This is a genomic window from Pseudomonas chlororaphis subsp. aurantiaca, from assembly GCF_013466605.1.
GTDB lineage: Bacteria > Pseudomonadota > Gammaproteobacteria > Pseudomonadales > Pseudomonadaceae > Aquipseudomonas > Aquipseudomonas chlororaphis_I.
Genome location: NZ_CP059162.1, coordinates 2281400 through 2297680, shown reverse-complemented (window position 1 = coordinate 2297680; position 16281 = coordinate 2281400). Strand labels below are relative to the sequence as shown.

General features: G+C 58.7%; 20 protein-coding genes, 1 tRNA gene and 1 pseudogene. 4 read left to right on the top strand and 18 right to left on the bottom strand.

The annotated features are described in order from the left end of the window. Positions 1 to 134: 134 nt before the first annotated feature. From H0I86_RS32350 to H0I86_RS10680, 7 genes and pseudogenes are all read right to left on the bottom strand, one after another. A pseudogene (locus H0I86_RS32350) lies at positions 135 to 1250 on the bottom strand (carbohydrate-binding protein); the annotation flags it as partial. A gap of 55 nt (positions 1251 to 1305) precedes the next feature. Then, on the bottom strand, positions 1306 to 1935 hold the full coding sequence (locus H0I86_RS10705; RefSeq protein WP_180924978.1) for a lytic polysaccharide monooxygenase auxiliary activity family 9 protein: 630 nt from the start codon (positions 1933 to 1935) through the stop codon (positions 1306 to 1308). Positions 1936 to 2259: 324 nt separating this feature from the next. Beyond that, a complete protein-coding gene (locus H0I86_RS10700) occupies positions 2260 to 2610 on the bottom strand; it encodes a hypothetical protein (RefSeq protein ID WP_180925820.1) in 351 nt (116 codons plus the stop codon). A 156-nt stretch (positions 2611 to 2766) separates the two neighbouring features. Then, positions 2767 to 3129: an NUDIX hydrolase gene (locus H0I86_RS10695; protein ID WP_180924977.1), complete on the bottom strand. Its 363-nt coding sequence runs from the start codon at positions 3127 to 3129 to the stop codon at positions 2767 to 2769. 201 nt (positions 3130 to 3330) lie between these two features. Next, positions 3331 to 3660 carry a DUF3757 domain-containing protein gene (locus H0I86_RS32475; protein WP_373369424.1) on the bottom strand — a complete coding sequence of 110 codons (330 nt, stop codon included), beginning with the start codon at positions 3658 to 3660 and terminating at the stop codon, positions 3331 to 3333. 619 nt (positions 3661 to 4279) lie between these two features. Beyond that, a tRNA-OTHER gene (locus tag H0I86_RS10685) sits at positions 4280 to 4349 on the bottom strand. A gap of 140 nt (positions 4350 to 4489) precedes the next feature. After that, on the bottom strand, positions 4490 to 4828 hold the full coding sequence (locus tag H0I86_RS10680; RefSeq protein WP_258019424.1) for a hypothetical protein: 339 nt from the start codon (positions 4826 to 4828) through the stop codon (positions 4490 to 4492). An 87-nt stretch (positions 4829 to 4915) separates the two neighbouring features. Here H0I86_RS10680 and H0I86_RS10675 point away from each other — a divergent pair, with 87 nt between their 5' ends. Beyond that, on the top strand, positions 4916 to 5623 hold the full coding sequence (locus tag H0I86_RS10675) for an SOS response-associated peptidase (RefSeq protein WP_180925818.1): 708 nt from the start codon (positions 4916 to 4918) through the stop codon (positions 5621 to 5623). Positions 5624 to 5673: 50 nt separating this feature from the next. Continuing rightward, on the top strand, positions 5674 to 5913 hold the full coding sequence (locus H0I86_RS10670; RefSeq protein WP_028682510.1) for a hypothetical protein: 240 nt from the start codon (positions 5674 to 5676) through the stop codon (positions 5911 to 5913). Here the strand turns inward: H0I86_RS10670 and H0I86_RS10665 are convergent. The 9 genes from H0I86_RS10665 to H0I86_RS10625 form a co-directional block, all read right to left on the bottom strand. Continuing rightward, a complete protein-coding gene (locus H0I86_RS10665) occupies positions 5891 to 6421 on the bottom strand; it encodes a lysis system spanin subunit (protein ID WP_180924975.1) in 531 nt (176 codons plus the stop codon). The genes H0I86_RS10670 and H0I86_RS10665 overlap by 23 nt on opposite strands. Continuing rightward, positions 6418 to 6843, bottom strand: a complete 426-nt coding sequence (locus tag H0I86_RS10660; RefSeq protein WP_180924974.1) for a structural protein — start codon at positions 6841 to 6843, stop codon at positions 6418 to 6420. Before H0I86_RS10660 ends, H0I86_RS10665 begins: the two co-directional genes overlap by 4 nt. A 59-nt stretch (positions 6844 to 6902) precedes the next feature. Further along, positions 6903 to 7235 (bottom strand): phage tail protein, encoded by a 333-nt coding sequence (locus tag H0I86_RS32100; RefSeq protein ID WP_258019456.1) that lies wholly within the window; start codon positions 7233 to 7235, stop codon positions 6903 to 6905. Between the two features lie 380 nt (positions 7236 to 7615). Then, positions 7616 to 8374 (bottom strand): phage tail protein, encoded by a 759-nt coding sequence (locus tag H0I86_RS32470; RefSeq protein WP_180924972.1) that lies wholly within the window; start codon positions 8372 to 8374, stop codon positions 7616 to 7618. Positions 8375 to 8437: 63 nt separating this feature from the next. Beyond that, positions 8438 to 9118, bottom strand: coding sequence for a hypothetical protein (locus tag H0I86_RS10645; protein WP_180924971.1), 681 nt, complete (start codon positions 9116 to 9118; stop codon positions 8438 to 8440). Continuing rightward, positions 9118 to 9441 (bottom strand): hypothetical protein, encoded by a 324-nt coding sequence (locus H0I86_RS10640; protein ID WP_258019423.1) that lies wholly within the window; start codon positions 9439 to 9441, stop codon positions 9118 to 9120. The genes H0I86_RS10645 and H0I86_RS10640 overlap by 1 nt, the downstream gene beginning before the upstream one ends. Then, entirely contained in the window at positions 9438 to 12896 is a 3459-nt protein-coding gene (locus tag H0I86_RS10635) for a TipJ family phage tail tip protein (protein WP_180924970.1), read from the bottom strand. Before H0I86_RS10635 ends, H0I86_RS10640 begins: the two co-directional genes overlap by 4 nt. Positions 12897 to 12953: 57 nt before the next feature. Next, positions 12954 to 13556, bottom strand: a complete 603-nt coding sequence (locus H0I86_RS10630) for a tail assembly protein (protein WP_180924969.1) — start codon at positions 13554 to 13556, stop codon at positions 12954 to 12956. Between the two features lie 52 nt (positions 13557 to 13608). Further along, entirely contained in the window at positions 13609 to 14031 is a 423-nt protein-coding gene (locus H0I86_RS10625; RefSeq protein WP_180924968.1) for a hypothetical protein, read from the bottom strand. 138 nt (positions 14032 to 14169) lie between these two features. Between H0I86_RS10625 and H0I86_RS10620 the strand changes: the two genes are divergently transcribed. Further along, positions 14170 to 14448 carry a type II toxin-antitoxin system RelE/ParE family toxin gene (locus H0I86_RS10620; RefSeq protein WP_180925816.1) on the top strand — a complete coding sequence of 93 codons (279 nt, stop codon included), beginning with the start codon at positions 14170 to 14172 and terminating at the stop codon, positions 14446 to 14448. Between the two features lie 23 nt (positions 14449 to 14471). Next, entirely contained in the window at positions 14472 to 14762 is a 291-nt protein-coding gene (locus tag H0I86_RS10615) for a HigA family addiction module antitoxin (RefSeq protein ID WP_373369423.1), read from the top strand. On the opposite strand, the gene H0I86_RS10610 is transcribed toward H0I86_RS10615, so the two are convergent. Continuing rightward, positions 14759 to 15526 (bottom strand): C40 family peptidase, encoded by a 768-nt coding sequence (locus tag H0I86_RS10610; RefSeq protein WP_180924966.1) that lies wholly within the window; start codon positions 15524 to 15526, stop codon positions 14759 to 14761. The two genes, H0I86_RS10615 and H0I86_RS10610, sit on opposite strands and share 4 nt — an antisense overlap. Positions 15527 to 15528: 2 nt before the next feature. Next, positions 15529 to 16278, bottom strand: a complete 750-nt coding sequence (locus H0I86_RS10605; protein ID WP_180924965.1) for a phage minor tail protein L — start codon at positions 16276 to 16278, stop codon at positions 15529 to 15531. Between the last annotated feature and the right edge of the window lie 3 nt (positions 16279 to 16281).

Below are 16281 nucleotides of genomic sequence, written 5' to 3'. Positions count from 1 at the left end.
GCTCCACTCTCCATTGACGGATGACAAAAAACGGCCTGTCAGTATTAGCCCATAACCCGCAGCTTTGCTGTGCTCAGTGCCCAACAAAAAAGGCGCCCGTCATCGGGGCGCCTTTGTACTGCCTCTACCAGTGCTCACGCACGACGCTGAACCGCCACCTTGGCCCAAAGGGTAAAGGCGACATCCGGAGTCCAGCCGGCATTCGAGGTGTGCTCCTGGAGGCACAGATACAGACTGCCTTGATAAGTCACACCGTCATCCTTGCGGTAGTGATGGTTCAACAGCCATTCCGGGTATTGCGGGTCAGGTACACCACCGGCGGTCTTGATGTTCAGGTTGCTGCTTGGCAACGACTGATTGCCCTGAACGTCCGTGGCGCTGACAAAGTAGCTGTACAGCGTATCGGTTTTCAGACCCTCGTCTTTCAAGGTCAGCGAGGCGGTCTGGGCCACCGGCTCGCCATCGCGGAATAGCGTATAGAACTCGATCGGACGAACGCCGTGGGCAGCGCTCCAGTTCAAGGTCACGCTGTTTTCCGTCTGTGTCGGAGAGAACAGGTTACCTGGGGCTGAGGGGCGCTCCTCGCCGCCACCACCGCCATGGATCAGCGGCGCATACCGATCACGGAACTCCCAGTCGTAACGGACGCCGTACTTGTTGAGGCCGTTATCCCAGTTGACCGACCAGGTCATCAGGCCCTTGATTGGCAAGCCGGCAGCATCCAGACGCTTGAAGGCATTGCTCACTGCCGCAGGATCGATAACGTACCCGGTCGCCGCCGCGTCGACGTTGGTTGGTAAACCGATCACGAATTTGTCGGCGGGGATAGAGGTAAATCCGCGAGTACCAGTAACCAGACTTTCAGTCAGATAAAACAGAAAGTCTTCCTTCATCTCATCATTGTGCTGGGCGATCCAGGCACCCTGTCCTCCATTGGCTTCCTGAACCCATACACCGTCACCACCCTGGTTGTAGTACTGCGGCGCGATGAAGTCGTAATAGCCCTCCAGTGCCTGGATGTAACCGACATATTTACCGTCTGCGGCGAGGTAGGGAAACTCCGGTGCCATGCTGATGATGAAATGCTTGCCCTCGCCTGCGTAGTGATCCTTCACCAGCTTCAGCGCCGCCGGCAACACGGTCTTGTTGTCGGCAAAATCGATGGCGCTCTGTTCGAGGTCGATGTCCAGGCCGTCGAAACCATAGGTTTCTACCAGGCGAATGATCTCGGCGGCCAGTGGTTGTTCATTCTTGTTCACGTTCTAATCCTTCAGAACCATTTAAAGAGAGTGACGACTTCTGCCGTTATTTGAAGTCGACGTCGAATGCCTGATAGAACGCATTGCCGGTGTCGGCGACAATCCACGCCAGCACAATCACGTGATGGCCTTTCTTGTTCCTGGGCAGGGTCACTTGATGTTCGACCTTGGCCTTCAGTTCATCGCCGTGTTGGTCAAAGGGAACTTGCGTATAGAAGTCCTTGAAAAAGGCTTGCGGCTCCAGTTGCGCACGGCTGATACGCTGTTTCGGATCCCAGCCATCTTTGGTGATGAACCAGCTGTAGCCGCGGGTCACATGAGAAGCGGTGTACTCCCACTTGACCTGGAACACCTGCCCCGGGTCGACGTTGAGCAACGGCCAGGAGAATGCACGGCCAAGCTTCTTCGACATTTCTTCATTGGTGAAGTTGAGGCAATCACGCTCGTCGGTCTTGCCGCCGCTGAGGATATGCCCATCAGCCGGTGGCACAACGCTGGCGACATCGCTCTCGTATGGTTTCTGGAAAGGTCCACCCACTAGGTCCGGGAAGTTTTTGCCACCTTCCATCTCGTTGACCTGCCAGATGCCGAGCAGCCCCAGCTCGACGGCGACAGCGCCACGACTGGAGGGAGACAGGACACGCCCGTGCTTCAGTTGAACTAATGGTTTATTCATGATTCTTCACTCCATCGATGAAATAAAACTCCTTCTTGAGGAGAACTTTTAAACTAGTCAAAATTAATATTTTGTCTACTGACTCCCGCGCACAGAATGCCAAGCCAATTGTCGCACCTCAACAAAGCCGGGACATCAGAAAATAATTACAGCGCAAACCTACAGAGAGAAGGCAAATAACTTACACAAGCAAATAAAAGAACGAATTCAACTAGCCTTGTGTTAACTAACCGTTCAGGACAACCAATGAGTATCCCCAAGAAAGCATAAACCCGACAAAAGCCGGGTCCATGATCTGCTTACTGGATAATGTTCAGAAAGGAATTACAGGCAAGTCGCCAATGCTGCCAGTCTACGCTTGGCAACCCAGTTGTCCTGGGTCGCGTAATAACTGACGGTGGTACCCGAAGCCTGTCCCCGAATATCGGTAAAAGACTCCGCCGAACGGGTATAGACCGTGTATCCACCCACCTTGGCAGACTCCAGATAGGCCGACGCATCCACACCGAACACAGCTTCGTCCTGCCAGGCAAACTGCACACACTGCGCCACGATCTGCTCCGACTTGGCCGACGAGAGCACCTTGTAGGGGCTCTTCGAACGCGCCTCATTCATCACCGAGCCGGCACATCCCGCCAGCAACGCCGCGACCATTACCGCCATCAACACCCGCATCATGCTACCTCGCCGTGAAAACGCGACTGTACCACTCACATGGCAAGCGATTGGCACTCGGCTGCGAGAAAACCGCTCGCCAACCATTTCGCCCACTGGCTGCAAAAGCAAAAGCCCGCACAAGGCGGGCTTCTTCATGAATCGATAACACCTCGGTTAAAGACGACGTAAAAACGAACTCACAATATTTTTGGTAGCGGCCGTTGCATCCAGCTCGCTGGCAGCCCCATAGGCATGCCAAGCGACGGCCGCAATTTCATTCAAGGGACGGGCATCCCCGGCATTGGCCACGGCCACCTCGAACACGTGATGCCGCACATTGCCAGCTTCGAACTCCAGGATATAAAGAGGCTCACTGGCATCCAACCCTGTCTCTTCCCGCAACTCACGTATCGCGGCAGCAGCGAGAGACTCCCCAGGCTCGACCTTGCCACCCGGTAAAGACCATTTGGAGCGATCCTTGCGTACAAAAAGAATGTGCCCTCCGTGTGCACAAATAACCGTCGCTCTGCTCTTCATACCTGCACCCTACCCGACCACGCCCTGCCCGCATTGCACAGGGAACGTACATACAGACCGCAATCGACTTAAAAATGTCACAAAAATGTCATTAAATACGTAAGCATTAAGGATGCCAAAAAGACAACGGCATCGCCTGGAGGGAGGAAGCATGTCGGCGACTCAAAGAACGGCAAAGCCTATCCACACAAACAGAGACATTTACCTCAAGTAAAAACTGCATGCATCTCTATAGGTATCAGTGCATTCCAGGATTATAGATGAGGAGAAATCTCGGGACTCTTTCCATGACAACGAGCTCCCAATCCACATGACCTGTTTGTAATTGCCACCGAGATCAAGATGCATATTCAAATATCTACCCCCGGAGGTCACATAGATATAGCTATTTATAAAACCAACTTTATCGACACCTTGGTGAGTCAGCACAAAGTAGCTTTTCTCGAAGTTGGTAACGGCTTCCATGACACCATCCACCAACACACCTACCCATTCAGCACCCTCACTTTTAGCTGGCGCGCTCCCCCCCATCTTGCCCTTGATATCTCGTGGCGAAGGACATGATTCCTGGTCACCCGACCAGTCAGGGATATTGAAGTAATTGCTACCGGGCGCGGCATGCACGAATGTGAACTGCTATGAACACAGCAGCATCCAACCCAACAATCTCAACACGTTCCATTCCCTCGTGAATATCAGAAGGAAGGTTCTATCAGCTAGAACAATTTTAGACTGTAGGACGATTCCTAAAGTATTAGATTCTTCTCTTAAGATCAGCGGTCTCCACGCCGACGCACTTGACCTTGGTGGTCAGCAGCAACAGGGATGCTGCGCATACGTATGACCACATTCCCGCCGGTGAGCCCCTGCTCCTCATGAGATTCATACCTGAGGAGCATTGCGGTACGAACAGCAGAAATTCCCACAGGAATATATCCAGCCTCTTGGTGGTCATGTCGACGAGAAGATGACGAAACACTAGGGGCACACCGAAAAAAAGATCGTGTACCTGGAGGTGGGTGCCGATTTGGCCTTTTGAGTGGTAGGGTTTTACAAAAGCTTTGCCAAGGCTTTGAAAAACCGCAGACAACAAAAAAGGGCCCACCTTTCGGTGGGCCCTTCCAAACCGCCCAGCAGAGCGGATTTTGTTTGGTAGGCGCGATTGGACTCGAACCAACGACCCCCACCATGTCAAGGTGACCACAAAATCAACGCAACCTACTGATATACAAAGAAAAATATATGATTTAGGCAAGACAAAAAGTCAGCATATCAGCCTATAAGAATCAAGAACTTAGCGTTGTATATTCCTACAGTACTTCCCCTCCTCCGGCGTTCTGCCGACCAAACACCATCCCCCCTACTCCGGCCTGCAGTACCACGACTGCGCATACAGGCACCCGTCTACCTCTTCGATACCGCTCAGCGTGAAAGCGTTGGTTGCCATCCCAGACAGAAAAGCGTCAATCAATGGTGGAAGCAGCTCAGGATCAAGCGGCATCACCGGCCGAATCCTCGCTATGTTGCTATCACGGTTCATGATCTTGCACATCTCATGGCGGATATTCACGTCGCCACGGATCGGCTTATCCCTGCCTATCGCCTCCCAGGACCTTGCTATCCCTCGATCTCTCATCGGGACAATCTTGAAGTACATCGCAAGCCTCAACACTGTATAAAAACACAGCATATTACCCATGGTGCCCCGACCATCAATCGGGTGCTGACGAGCGGACCGCCCGTTGGTCTACGTTGAATGAAGTGGACCATCACTTCGGAGGCGAGCATGTGCGGACGTATCGCGCAGTACCGCGGCATTCACGAATTCGTGGCCGTCCTCAGCATGCCAGGGGCTCTGGTCAACACCGTCGGCTATCAACCGCTGGGGCGGTACAACGTGCCGCCAACAACGCAGATCGCCCTGCTCCACATGGAAAACGGCGCGCTACATGCTGACCTGCTCAGGTGGTCCTGGAAACCGCACTGGGCAACCAATCGAGCCGAACCCAATGCCCGCTCCGAAAAGGTCGCGCACAACCCCTATTACCGGGCTGCCTGGCCAAATAGAGCGATCACGCCGATAGACGGATGGTTTGAATGGCTGGCAGATGAAGGCGGAAAACAACCCTACTACATCCGGCGACGCGATGGCTTGCCCAGCCTGTGCGCGTCGATTGGCCATTGGCCGCATGCTGATGAGCCACCTCGGGAGCACGATGGCTTCGTGATCATCACAGCGGACTCCGCCGGCGGCATGGTCGATATTCACGATCGGCGGCCAGTAGTCCTGGCGCCTGAGCTGGCACGGGAATGGCTTGACCCGGCGACACCCAAGGAGCGGGCCGAGCTGATGCTGATGCACCAGGGCGAACCGTCCGAAGCGTTCGAGTGGTTCAAGGTCGACCACGCCGCGGGCAACACAAAGAACCAGGGAGCGCACTTGATCGACCCTGTCGGCGAGATTCATGGCGGCGCGTTCGTGAATAACGGCTGATACTGCTGCAGTATTGGCTGACAGATAAACTCAACGGAATGAGGTGGAAAATGGGACTTAACGATCACGGCAATGAAGAGCTGCGCCTCGCGTATGACGATCTCGTTGATGAAGGTCTGATTGACCCCGCATCAGATGAGGCGGGAGTGGCAAGACAGGTCATTGATCAGGGCTTTGACTCCATGTCACCAAGGCAAAAGCATATATATGAATCTCGCTTTGAGCCTGTCTTGGTGCGTCGAGCAAAGCAACTTGAGGTTCAGCGAATCATTGACTCAAACCCGGATTAATTGCCCGTACATACGCCTGGCACGCCTGCAGGGCTATCAGTCCTTGGTCGCCGTCGTCGGTGATGCCGACAATTCGTTGAGCATGCGCCGGGTCAAGTCGGGCGCGTGCGGTTCCATGAACCACTCCGCCGGTGGCGGGGGTGGCAGACACTGGGCAGCCGGCAGCACTGTCTTCGGCGTCGAGTAGGACTGACAGCCGCAGGTCAGCAGTAGCAAGGCGGTCACGCAGGCGGCTTTGATTACGTTGGGCATCGGTCAGGGCTCTGTGATGGGTTTGATCGCTGGCCTGAAGCTGCTGCTCCAGGGCGAGGCGTTTGTCTTGCTCAGCACGCTGCTGGGCAGCTGCCGCGCTGCTGATAGCGGCCAGGTCATCCTGGTGAAGCTGCGCCTGCTCGGCCAGTTGCTTGCCATAGCGCCAGTCCTGGACTTTCCAGGCAGATGCGGCGCCGGCGGCGATCAGCAGGCCGGCCAGCGCCATCAGGGCGGCCAGCTTTTGTACCGCGCTCATGCCAGCGCCCGCCGCACGCCCTCATCCAGCACGTCGGCCGGGTATTCGTACCCTGCGTTTTCGTGATGGATGATCGCTTTGACGAATCCGGCCATGACCTGGGCTTGGTTCAGGTCGATCTCCGCCCCAGGCCGGGTGCCAGTGCTTGCCTCGACGGCGCGCACGTAGGCGGCCGTGTCGTTCTCTACTGCCGGTGCCCAGCGACTGATGATCGCCTTCACGGTCTTCAACCCGTGCTTGCGCTGGTAGGTAAGCAGCACCTTGCCCAGGGCTCGGATCCCGTTCTCCGGTGTATCGAACCTGGCGAACCGCTTCTCAAGCGCTGGGTTGGGTGGGAGCTGGCCCTGCCACTGGTTGGCGGGGTTGTAGTCGATGTTGCCGGGGTTTCTATTGCGCACCCCGCGCGTTTCTGTGTTCGGCATACTTTTCTCCAGGCGAAAAAAAGCCCGCTCAAGGCGGGCGCTTTGCATTCGGTATTGCGCTACTCGGCTTCGGCTTCGGCGGCCAGCATTGGCGCTGCTGCAATCTCCGGGATTGGCGGTTCCGTGGGCCAGACCGGCGTGGTCGGCCAGGTCGCTTGCGCAGTGACTTTACCCAGGGCGAACTTGTATGCCTTCCAACCTTTCAAGTTCACGATCAATGCGGCCTGCTCGGCTTCATCCTCGGGCGTGGCTTCGCCGGCCTCGATGCCGTAGCCCAGGGTTTCGATACGGTCGGTGATGCGGTCGATCTGCGCCGCGGCCGTGGCGTTTCTGGCAGCCAGTTGCGCCTTAGATTCAGCCAGGCGTTCAGACTGGGCCTCCGCTGCCTTCATTTCTGCGGTGATCAGCTGTGACCAATCGATCTGCCCAACTGATGGTGTCGACGTGTCATCTACAGCCACGGGCTCGCCACCTGGCAGCGGCTCAGGAAATGCAACCTTCCCGTCCTGAACGGCGATCAGATCGCGCGGAAACATCTGCTCCTGGCTGAAGTTCGCAGGGAACGGGAAGCGCAGCGTGACCACCAGCTCACTGTCGATCATCTCGACCGGGCCGGGCTTGAACCACATGGATTCAACGGCTTCGCCGGGCAGCGTGTCACCTGGCTTCATCCTCGAGAAATCGAAAAGAACCCCGTTGATCGTCAGCGTGTTGCCATCCTTCACAACGTTGTACGGCTCATCGCCGCGCTGTGGGCAGAGTTTAATAATCATCAGAACCACCTCCCAACGGCAAAAAGAGTCGCAAGCTTTGCGCCAGCAGCAAGCGGGGTTGCCGATGCAAACCTCACGACCTCCCCCGCAGTGGTCCCACTTACGCTCGAGCCGAAAAGGAACGTGTCGTCGCGAGCAGTGATGAGCACATTCGGCCGGGCGATGAAGGGAGCCTGGAAACTCCAGGTAATCCATCCAGACACATACACACCCATCTGCGGGGCATCGATCGCGGTGTAGTAGTTCATGGTGATCCAGCAATGTTGGGTCCCATCTGCCCAGCGCGTATACCGACCGTTCACCCCATTCCCCGACTCGATGATCGCGCCGGTAGGAACCCCGCCGCTTTGGGAGACAGGGCCAACAATGGCGGCAGCGGCCAGCTTTGTCGCGGTGCCGGTGGTATTGCCGGTGCCCCCCTTGGCCAAGGGCAAAATATCGTAGTTGCCGGTCGTGCCCAGCGCAGCCATTTTCGCGCCATAGGTGTTCACCCAGTCTCGCACCTGGTCGGCCAGGCCTTTCTGGTAACCCTGTACCGGCATGATCGCGTAGGAGGCGCCGGAAGCCGTGGCGCCCTGGTAAGCCGGGGTGATCGAGATCACCGTATCGCTTGCGACGTTTGCCAGCTCGTACTGGCGGCCATCAGGGCCGATGAACGCATCCCCCACCCGGGTGTTTGCAGCAAAACCAGTTCCGGTTCCGGTAACCGTCGTTGAGCCGTTCGTGACGGCCACGGTCCCTGCTCGAAGCCAAGCCATGGGTTTATCCTTTCGTTGGGCAATAAAAAACCGGCTCATGGCCGGCTGGTTATCGGGTTGTTCTCAGTTGTTCATCTTGGCGAAGACCGCCGGGAGGAAGAAGGCGATCGGGTTCGCCGAGGAAATCGTGATCGCATACAGCGTGTTGTTCGGGAAGTCCCACCAGCAGTAGAGGTTCCGAGGAATGCCACTACCCGAAGTCATGTTCATGCCGAAGTTGTTCAGCAGCAGGAACTCGTTCTGCGGGAAGTTGAACGGCACGGTGTAGTAGATCCGCGTCAGGCCCTGCGGGTCCTTGTCGTCCTTGACATAGCTCCAGTTCTGGAAGGCGCGAGTGAAGGTCGCCGCGGAGGTGCCAGAATCGAATAGCAACTTCCCGGCACCATCCCATAGACGAGCCCCGTACTGCGCCACTGGCTGAGCCGCGAAGGCCGCAACGAAGTAGCGCCCGTTCGGCTGCGCGGTGTCTGCGCTATAGGCCCGGACATAGAATCCGGTCCAGTTCCCCGCAGATCCCGTCAGGCGCATCCGGCAGAGGCCAGCAACGCCATTCACCGTGTCAGGCCTGATGAACACCAGCGGCGGTTCCTGGGACGTGACAGGCCGAACGAAGGTTGTAGTTGAGCCAAGCCCACCCTCCTCCGTCGGCGCATAACGCCCCGTGGAGATCACCATCAGCCGTGCGAACTCCGAGTCGAGCGCCACCACGTCGCCGTTGTTCGTGAACTGCATTCCATAGCTCATCAGCTCCACCTCATCACGATCAAGCGCATAGTCCCAGAGGACGTGGTGCTGGCAGCAAAGGTGCGGGTGTGGTTGTAGACCCGCACCACCCCGCTCAGCACCTCGGTTTCAAACTGCAGGTTGCTGTCGCCGTAGGTGCCGACAGGAACGACGATGGCTGTTCCGTTGCTTGGGCCTACGCCAGGCACGGCAAAATCCTGACTGCTCTTGGGAGCCCCCACCGCGAAGGTGACCAGCGTCGACAGTGCCACACGAATGGTGAAGGAGTTCTCGTCGACCTGGAGCGAACCATCCGCGCCCCAGATCCGAATGCCATAGCTCATGCGGCCAAGTTCCCCCACTGATAGCGCTTCACGCCGTTCTCATCGAACACCTTGCCGCCATTGTTATTGATGACCTGGCGCGCGCCGGCGCCCAGGGCGCTGTTGATCTCGAACGTCCCGTCAAACCACAGCCGCCACCCGGTACTGCCGGCGACGTAGTTGTTCGACTGGATGTAGTTGCCGATCTTGGCGTTGGTGATCGTGCCGTCCTGGATGAACGCCGAGTTGATGAATGTCTGGCCGCCGGTTACCGCGAACGGCGACACCGGCGTGCCGTTGGCCAGGTTCAGCAGCATGAAAGTGTCAGCACGCACAACGAACTGCGACGAAACCCCGGACGGATCGACCTGCAGGCCCAGGCCAAACGAGGCCGCGTACTTCTGGCCGCCGGTGGTGGTCTCCATCTTCACCGACCAGATGGTGGACAGTTGGCCGTTGGTGTTCGCCAGGGCTGAAGACGTTTCCTGGATCGCCGAAGTGTTCGCACCCACCGTGGCCTGCAGCTGTGTGGTGCGAGTGGCCTCGGCCTCGATCGCAGAAGCTCGGACCTTCTCCTCGGTAACGATCGCCGCGGTGTTGTCCCAGCCTTTCATGGCATCGGCCAGATCGCCGGCGCCATCATCTTCCCGCCAGGACGCGCGGAGCGTGTTGGTGGAGTTCGCCTGCGCCGTTACCACCCCGTCCAGCTCGGTGATGTCGGCGGTGTTGGTCGCCACCTGTTGAGCCAGGCCGTTGGCCGTCTCGATCGACTGGCCCACATCGAGCCAGTAGGTCGGGTTCGGCGGTGGCGTGTTGAGCGGCACCGCCTGCAGGGCCTGATACAGCCGCTGCCCCTGCTGGACGATATCGTCCTTGATATACGTCTTCTCGGCGTCGTACAGCAGGATGTTGTCCAGTGCGTCGATCTGGTCCTGCAGGCCGTCGATTTCCGAGATCAGGTCCTGGCCAAGTTCCGTGCGGCTGATTTTGCCCGCGAGCATGTCGAGGATCGGCCCGGCCTCCGAACTGGCCTGGCCCATTACCCCGTTCACGACCGGATAAAACGGCCCGATATTGCCGGTCCGATCCACCAGGCGCGCCCAGAAGAAGAAGGTTGCGCCTGCCAGCAAGCTCTGCATGCGGTAGTCGGCCTGCGGGTACGCAAGATCGGCAAGCTTCGTGGCGGCGCCAAGGTCGTTCGCAGGTCCATACCAGATCTCGGTCCGTTGGGTGTCCTCGGCGCCGGCCGGGAATCCCCACTTGATGCCGATCCCGAACAGCTCGCTGGTGGTAGTCAGGAACGACACCGACGGTGGCAGACCTTCCTTGCCGTTGAGCTGGGTCAGGTTGGACGCCTTCCAGATCGACGAGATATCGAAGGCACTCACCGCCCGCACCCGCGCCAGGTAGGCGCCGGCATAAATCCCGGTCACGTCCACGCTGGTCGCGCCGGTGCGCTGCAGCTTGATCCAGTTCCCGTTGTCCTTGCGCCACTCCACGTCGTAGGCCACAGCGCCGTTCACGGCTGGCCAGGAGATGTTCATGGTGCTGACGGCGATGCCCTGGTCGACCGCATAGTTCGAGGTCAGGGTCACGCTCGCCGGAGGCGGTACGACAGTGATCGGGATCACGCTGATCGGCCGCTCCTCGAGGCGAGCGCCGGTGTCGATGAAAGCGAACTTGCCGGGCTCGTACTGCAGCGCGCTGATCTCGAAGTCACCCTCGGTGGTGCGCTTGGTGCTCAGCACTCGGTAAAGCGGAATCGCCAGGTCGTCAGCATCGAGCGCCCACTGCAACTGCGGCGATGGCGGCTCGCTGTAGGCCGTAGTCACCGTGACGGCGCGCCCGGCGACGCTTTGCACGGTCCGGCCTTCGGCGCGCCCACCTGGTAGGTTGATAATCAGCCGATCGCCGGCTTTGGCCTGGGTATCGCGGTCGAGCGTTACCACGCGGCCAGCAGACGCCGAGATCCGTCCGCCAACAGCCCTACCGGCGAGCAGCGAGTCAGCCACCGGGATGATGTGCCCAGGCAACGGAATCACGCCTTCCATACCGGTCTTGAAGCTGATGGTCCGGTCCTGGTTGTTGCTCAGGATCACCCACTTACCGCGGCGCTGTGCCTCCGAGGCACGGGTGCAGCCAATGGCCGTCAGTTCCGTGGGCTTGTCGCCAAAGCGGCGCTGCAGCTCCAGGTCCGCGAACGGAATGACGTCGGTGTCGTAGTTGTTCGCCGGGTTGTCGTAGCTGACCAGGGCCCGGGTGTACCGGGTCTTTGCCGAGGCGCTGCCGTAGGAGAACTTCCCATCGACGACGTTGGCCCGGGTGAAGACATAGTCATAGTCCTGGGCGCGCGGCATGTCGGCCTGCATCACCAGCTGACCCTGGGCCCAATAGGTCATGCCCCGGTAGATGCCGGCGATATCGCGCAGCAGCGACCAGGCATCGGCCTTGCCCTGCAGGTTCATGTCGCAGAGGAAGCGCGGCTCCTGGCCGCCGAGGCCGTTCGGCACGTTCTGGTCGCAGTACTGCGAGATCCGGTACAGCTCCCACTTGTCGACCATCCAGGGCTTGATGCGCTTGCCCAGACCGAAGCGGTCCTCAGTGCAAACCCCGTAGGTGATCCAGGCCGGGTTATTGGTCCAGGCCTGCTTCATGGTGCCGTCCCAGGTACCGGTGTAGGTGCGGGCCACGGGATCGTAGTTGCTCGGCACCTGCCACTTGCGCGCCTTGCACTTCACGGTGACGGCCGGGATGTTGGTGAACTGCTCGGCGTCGAACTCGATATACAGCAGCGCGGTGTTCGGGTACCGCAGCTTGGCGTCGATCACCTCGGTCAGGCCGGCGATCAGCATGGTGTCGGCGACCTTGTTGCTGTTCTGGTTGGGCGTCAGCCGGCGCACGCGAATCAGCCAGCCGCTGGTGGCAGGCGGCAGATCGACGCGGCGGGACCGCTCATAGCGAGTGGTGGTCTTGCCGTCCACGGCCTCGAGCAGAACCTGCTGATAGGCGCCACCATCGGTGGCCACGTCAATCGCGTATTCGATGCGATAGCCACCAACGTTCCCTTCGTCGTCCTGACGCTGAAGGGCCGGCCAGGCGAACCTGATGCGCGCGGCCGACAGCTGGGTGTTGGTGATCGAGCGCACCCACGGGGTATCGCTGCGCAGCTCGATGTTCAACGTGGTCTCGTTTTCAACCGAGGGGATACCCGGAATATACGACTGATCGACAGAGCCCGAGCGCCAGTCCCATTTCACGTTCGGGAAGTTGATGTTCCCGCTCGCGTCCTTGATCGGCGTGTTGTCCAGGTAAATGTCGTAGTCGGTCGGGACGCTATCGAATTCGCCCTCGCCCACAGCGATAAGCATCTTGGCCAAGTTGGTCGAGCGCAGGCTGTCGTTGGCTTCGGTCGGCGACTTCGGCTTGCTGCTGCCGCCCTTTTCCCCGCGGATCTCGATCTGTGCTGCTGCGCCCATGCTTTCCTCCAGGCATAAAAAAACCGCCTCATGGGCGGCCTGTGTGCGGTGTTCTGGTTACGTTTTGTCTTCGGCGTAGATCGATGCAGAAATGATCATCCCGCCCCACCGACGTTCACCGATGCAGATCGGGACAGGGTTGCCGCTGGCGGTGGTGTTCTTGGCGCTGCCGAAGGCATACGAAGGTAGGTTTTCGGGGGATGCGCTCTGCTTGAGGCCAGAGGCCTGGGGGCTGAGCATTTGGATCACGCCACCGGCGACCAGACCAATACCGGCGCCGATCAGAGGGGCACCGAACGGCGTGGCTGAAAGAAACGTACCGGCCACAATCAAAACTGCACCGACAATGGTCTGAATGAGCCCGCCCCTCTTGCTTCCATGAATGACCGGCACGATTCGAATTTCAGTAGCACCGCCCATCCCAAACTCTTCCTCGCCAACGTTCTTTCGGTTGCGAAACACTGCAAAGCGCATACCCAGGCGATCAAGGCGCTGAATTTCTTCCTTGAACCCCTCCAGCGTGGATTTCAGCGCTTTGAATGCCTCCCAGGCCTGCCCGGAGTCGAGCAAGCGCCGATGAACCCGACCAAACTTTGTGGCGAGTGATCCAGACAACTTAATCGTAGTCATCGGCTGATAATGAGCAGCAGTTGCCAGCATGCTTTCCTCCAGACACAAAAAAGCCGCCCGAAGGCGGCTACTTGAATTTCATTTATTGGTAATCGACATACGGGCCTATGTAAAACCCGCCCATGTCCCCACTGATTCTGTAAAGGCTCTCTTTCCCGCTCTGCACATTGGCGGAGATTGTTCGAATCGCCGCCCCGCCACACAACCCAGAGCCAGCCAAGCCTGCACCAATATTCGGGTTTCCGGGCGGCAGATAGAACGAGGCGCGCTGACCGGTTCCGATTTTTGCTGCCTTTCGACCATCAACATACACCACGATGTCACAGCCTGATCCGACCGCCCCTGAGTCTCTGACAACAGTGACCTTGCCGCTTTCTCCTGCCGGCTTAGCCTGAAACGCGTAAAGCTCATCGTGCGGCACCGGCTCCGCCTGGTTAACCGGGATGGCCGAAGACGCACACCCAGCCAGCAACGCTACCATCGCCGCACCAATCAAAATCCGCATGACTTTTCCTCGTCCTGAAAGTGGCGCAATGTACCACCACTCGCAAAAATGTCCCTGGGATGCCGTTCATCGAATAAATAAATTATGATTTTTTGCAGACCTACAATCCTCATTAACGAATAACGTTAAGCGTTAATGATGATTATCAGTTTTCGCTGTGGCGACACCGAGACCCTGTTCACCACCGGATCCTCCCGAAAATGGAGGGCTATCCTGCCTGTGGCACAACGGAAGCTGACCATGCTAGACCAGGCGATCGCATTACAGGACTTGCGTTCGCCGCCCGGCAATCGGCTGGAAGCACTACAAGGGAACCGACAAGGCCAATACAGCATCCGAATCAATGATCAATATCGTATCTGCTTCACCTGGGATGCTCAGGGGCCAGAAAACGTTGAAATTGTAGACTACCACTGAGGTGACTTGTGTTTAATAACGGCATGCGCCCTGTACATCCGGGCGAAATTCTCAGGGAAGAATTTCTTCTCCCAATGGATTTAACGCCGACGGCTCTTGCGAGAATGCTTCACGTATCCCCGCCAACGGTGAATGAAATTGTTCGTGAGAAACGCGGCATTACTGCTGACGTTGCGCTGCGTTTGGCTGCTTGCTTGAATACCAGCGCACAATTTTGGACGAATCTTCAGTCTGCGTATGATCTTCGTCGAGCCGAAATTGACCATGGCGCGGATATTCTAAGGCAAGTTGAACGAGCCCCAGAGCCAGCTTAGGCAAAATCCAATTTAGCTGCTTTATGCCTAAGAATCAGGCGGGTTCGATCGAGCCAAGGCCCGCCAAATACGATGATCTCGCTTGGTCGGCCGTACAGGTGGTGCAGCAGGAAAGGCCCAGGGCCGAACACCTCGGCTGACTCCCCGGGCAGCTCCGGATCGGCACCGAGGTAGACCCCCGCGTGGTTCGGATGCGCGGTGCGCCCCACGGACATGACGATCATATCGCCGCGCTGCGGTTGGTCTACCCGCACAAATCCCGCCGCTTCATAGGCCTGCTCATAGAGACTCGGCCCGGCCGGGTCTTCCCACCAGCCATCAGCACGCTGGAAGGCTTCGAACTCCAAGTCCCACTCGCGCCTGTACCAGTCCGCGCAGACCTGCCAGCAGTCCCAGACGCCGTGGACGAATGGACGCTTGAGCAGCGGCGTGTTGCCCGCCGGCGTAATAGTCCTGAGATCCCCTTCGGGCCAACTCAGGATGTGCCAGGGCAGCGCCGTAGCCTCGCACATGGCCAGGTCGCGCGGCGACGGCCGGCTGGTGGCGTCAGGGTGCGAGTGCACGATGCCGATCACCTCACCCAGGTCCTCGGCCGCGGCGTAGTCCTCAGGCTCCAGCCGAAACTCCTCGTTCGGCTCCGAGGCGATGTTGCGGCACGGGAAGTACTGCTGCTTGCGCCCAACGGCCAGCAGCAGGCCGCAGCACTCTTTCGGGTACTCGGCTGCCGCATGCGCCTGGATCGCGCTCAGGATGTGTTTGCGCATGATCAGCTCCGGGCAATAAGGGATACAGCGGGGAAACCACCGAAAGGCAGTTCGTTACCCTCACCGAAGCGCGGAATGCACCCTCTGCCCAGGGTGGCGTCGCACTCGTCCTTTTCGGGATCGTCCGTAGGCAGACCGTCCTTGTCGACGTAGCCGCCGGTGTAGCCGCAGTTCGGCCCGCGGTAACCACCGGTGAGGCACCAGTGGCAAAGCGTGGTCGCCTGCCGGCCGATGGATTCGCCACCAACATCGCCAGGGCTGGCCAGCTCCCAGCTGACCGTTTCCCCGTCCTCGTTCGTCTTCTGGTCGATATACCAGACCTCGATCGTCTCCTGGGTTGGATCAGCCGTTGGGTTGCCGCCTGGGAAGTTCTGCGCATCCAGGTAGCTGCCCAGGGTGTGGCGCATGGTCAGCTTGAACTCGAGCAGATCATCGAAAGCCAGGCACAAGGCAGTGATGCGGCCGTTGACGTTGCCGACCGACAGCGTAGGGCGTACCGCGGTGCCGTCGCCGTTGGCTTCGATGCCGTCGATCTGCATGGGCCAGGCGCCGTATTCGTTGCCCTGCCACCAGATCGCCTTGGCCGGAAGCTGGTCGGCGTTTGGCCCCGCCGCCAACAGCTCCTCCGGTGTGTGCGGGATGGCGTGCCCGTGGAAGCGCAGCACGTCCGCCCCGTAGTCGGAACCGTCCAGTTCGAAGAGCAGTACCTCACTGCCAGGCTCGAGGGACTGGATATCGCTGATCAGTGGCATGGT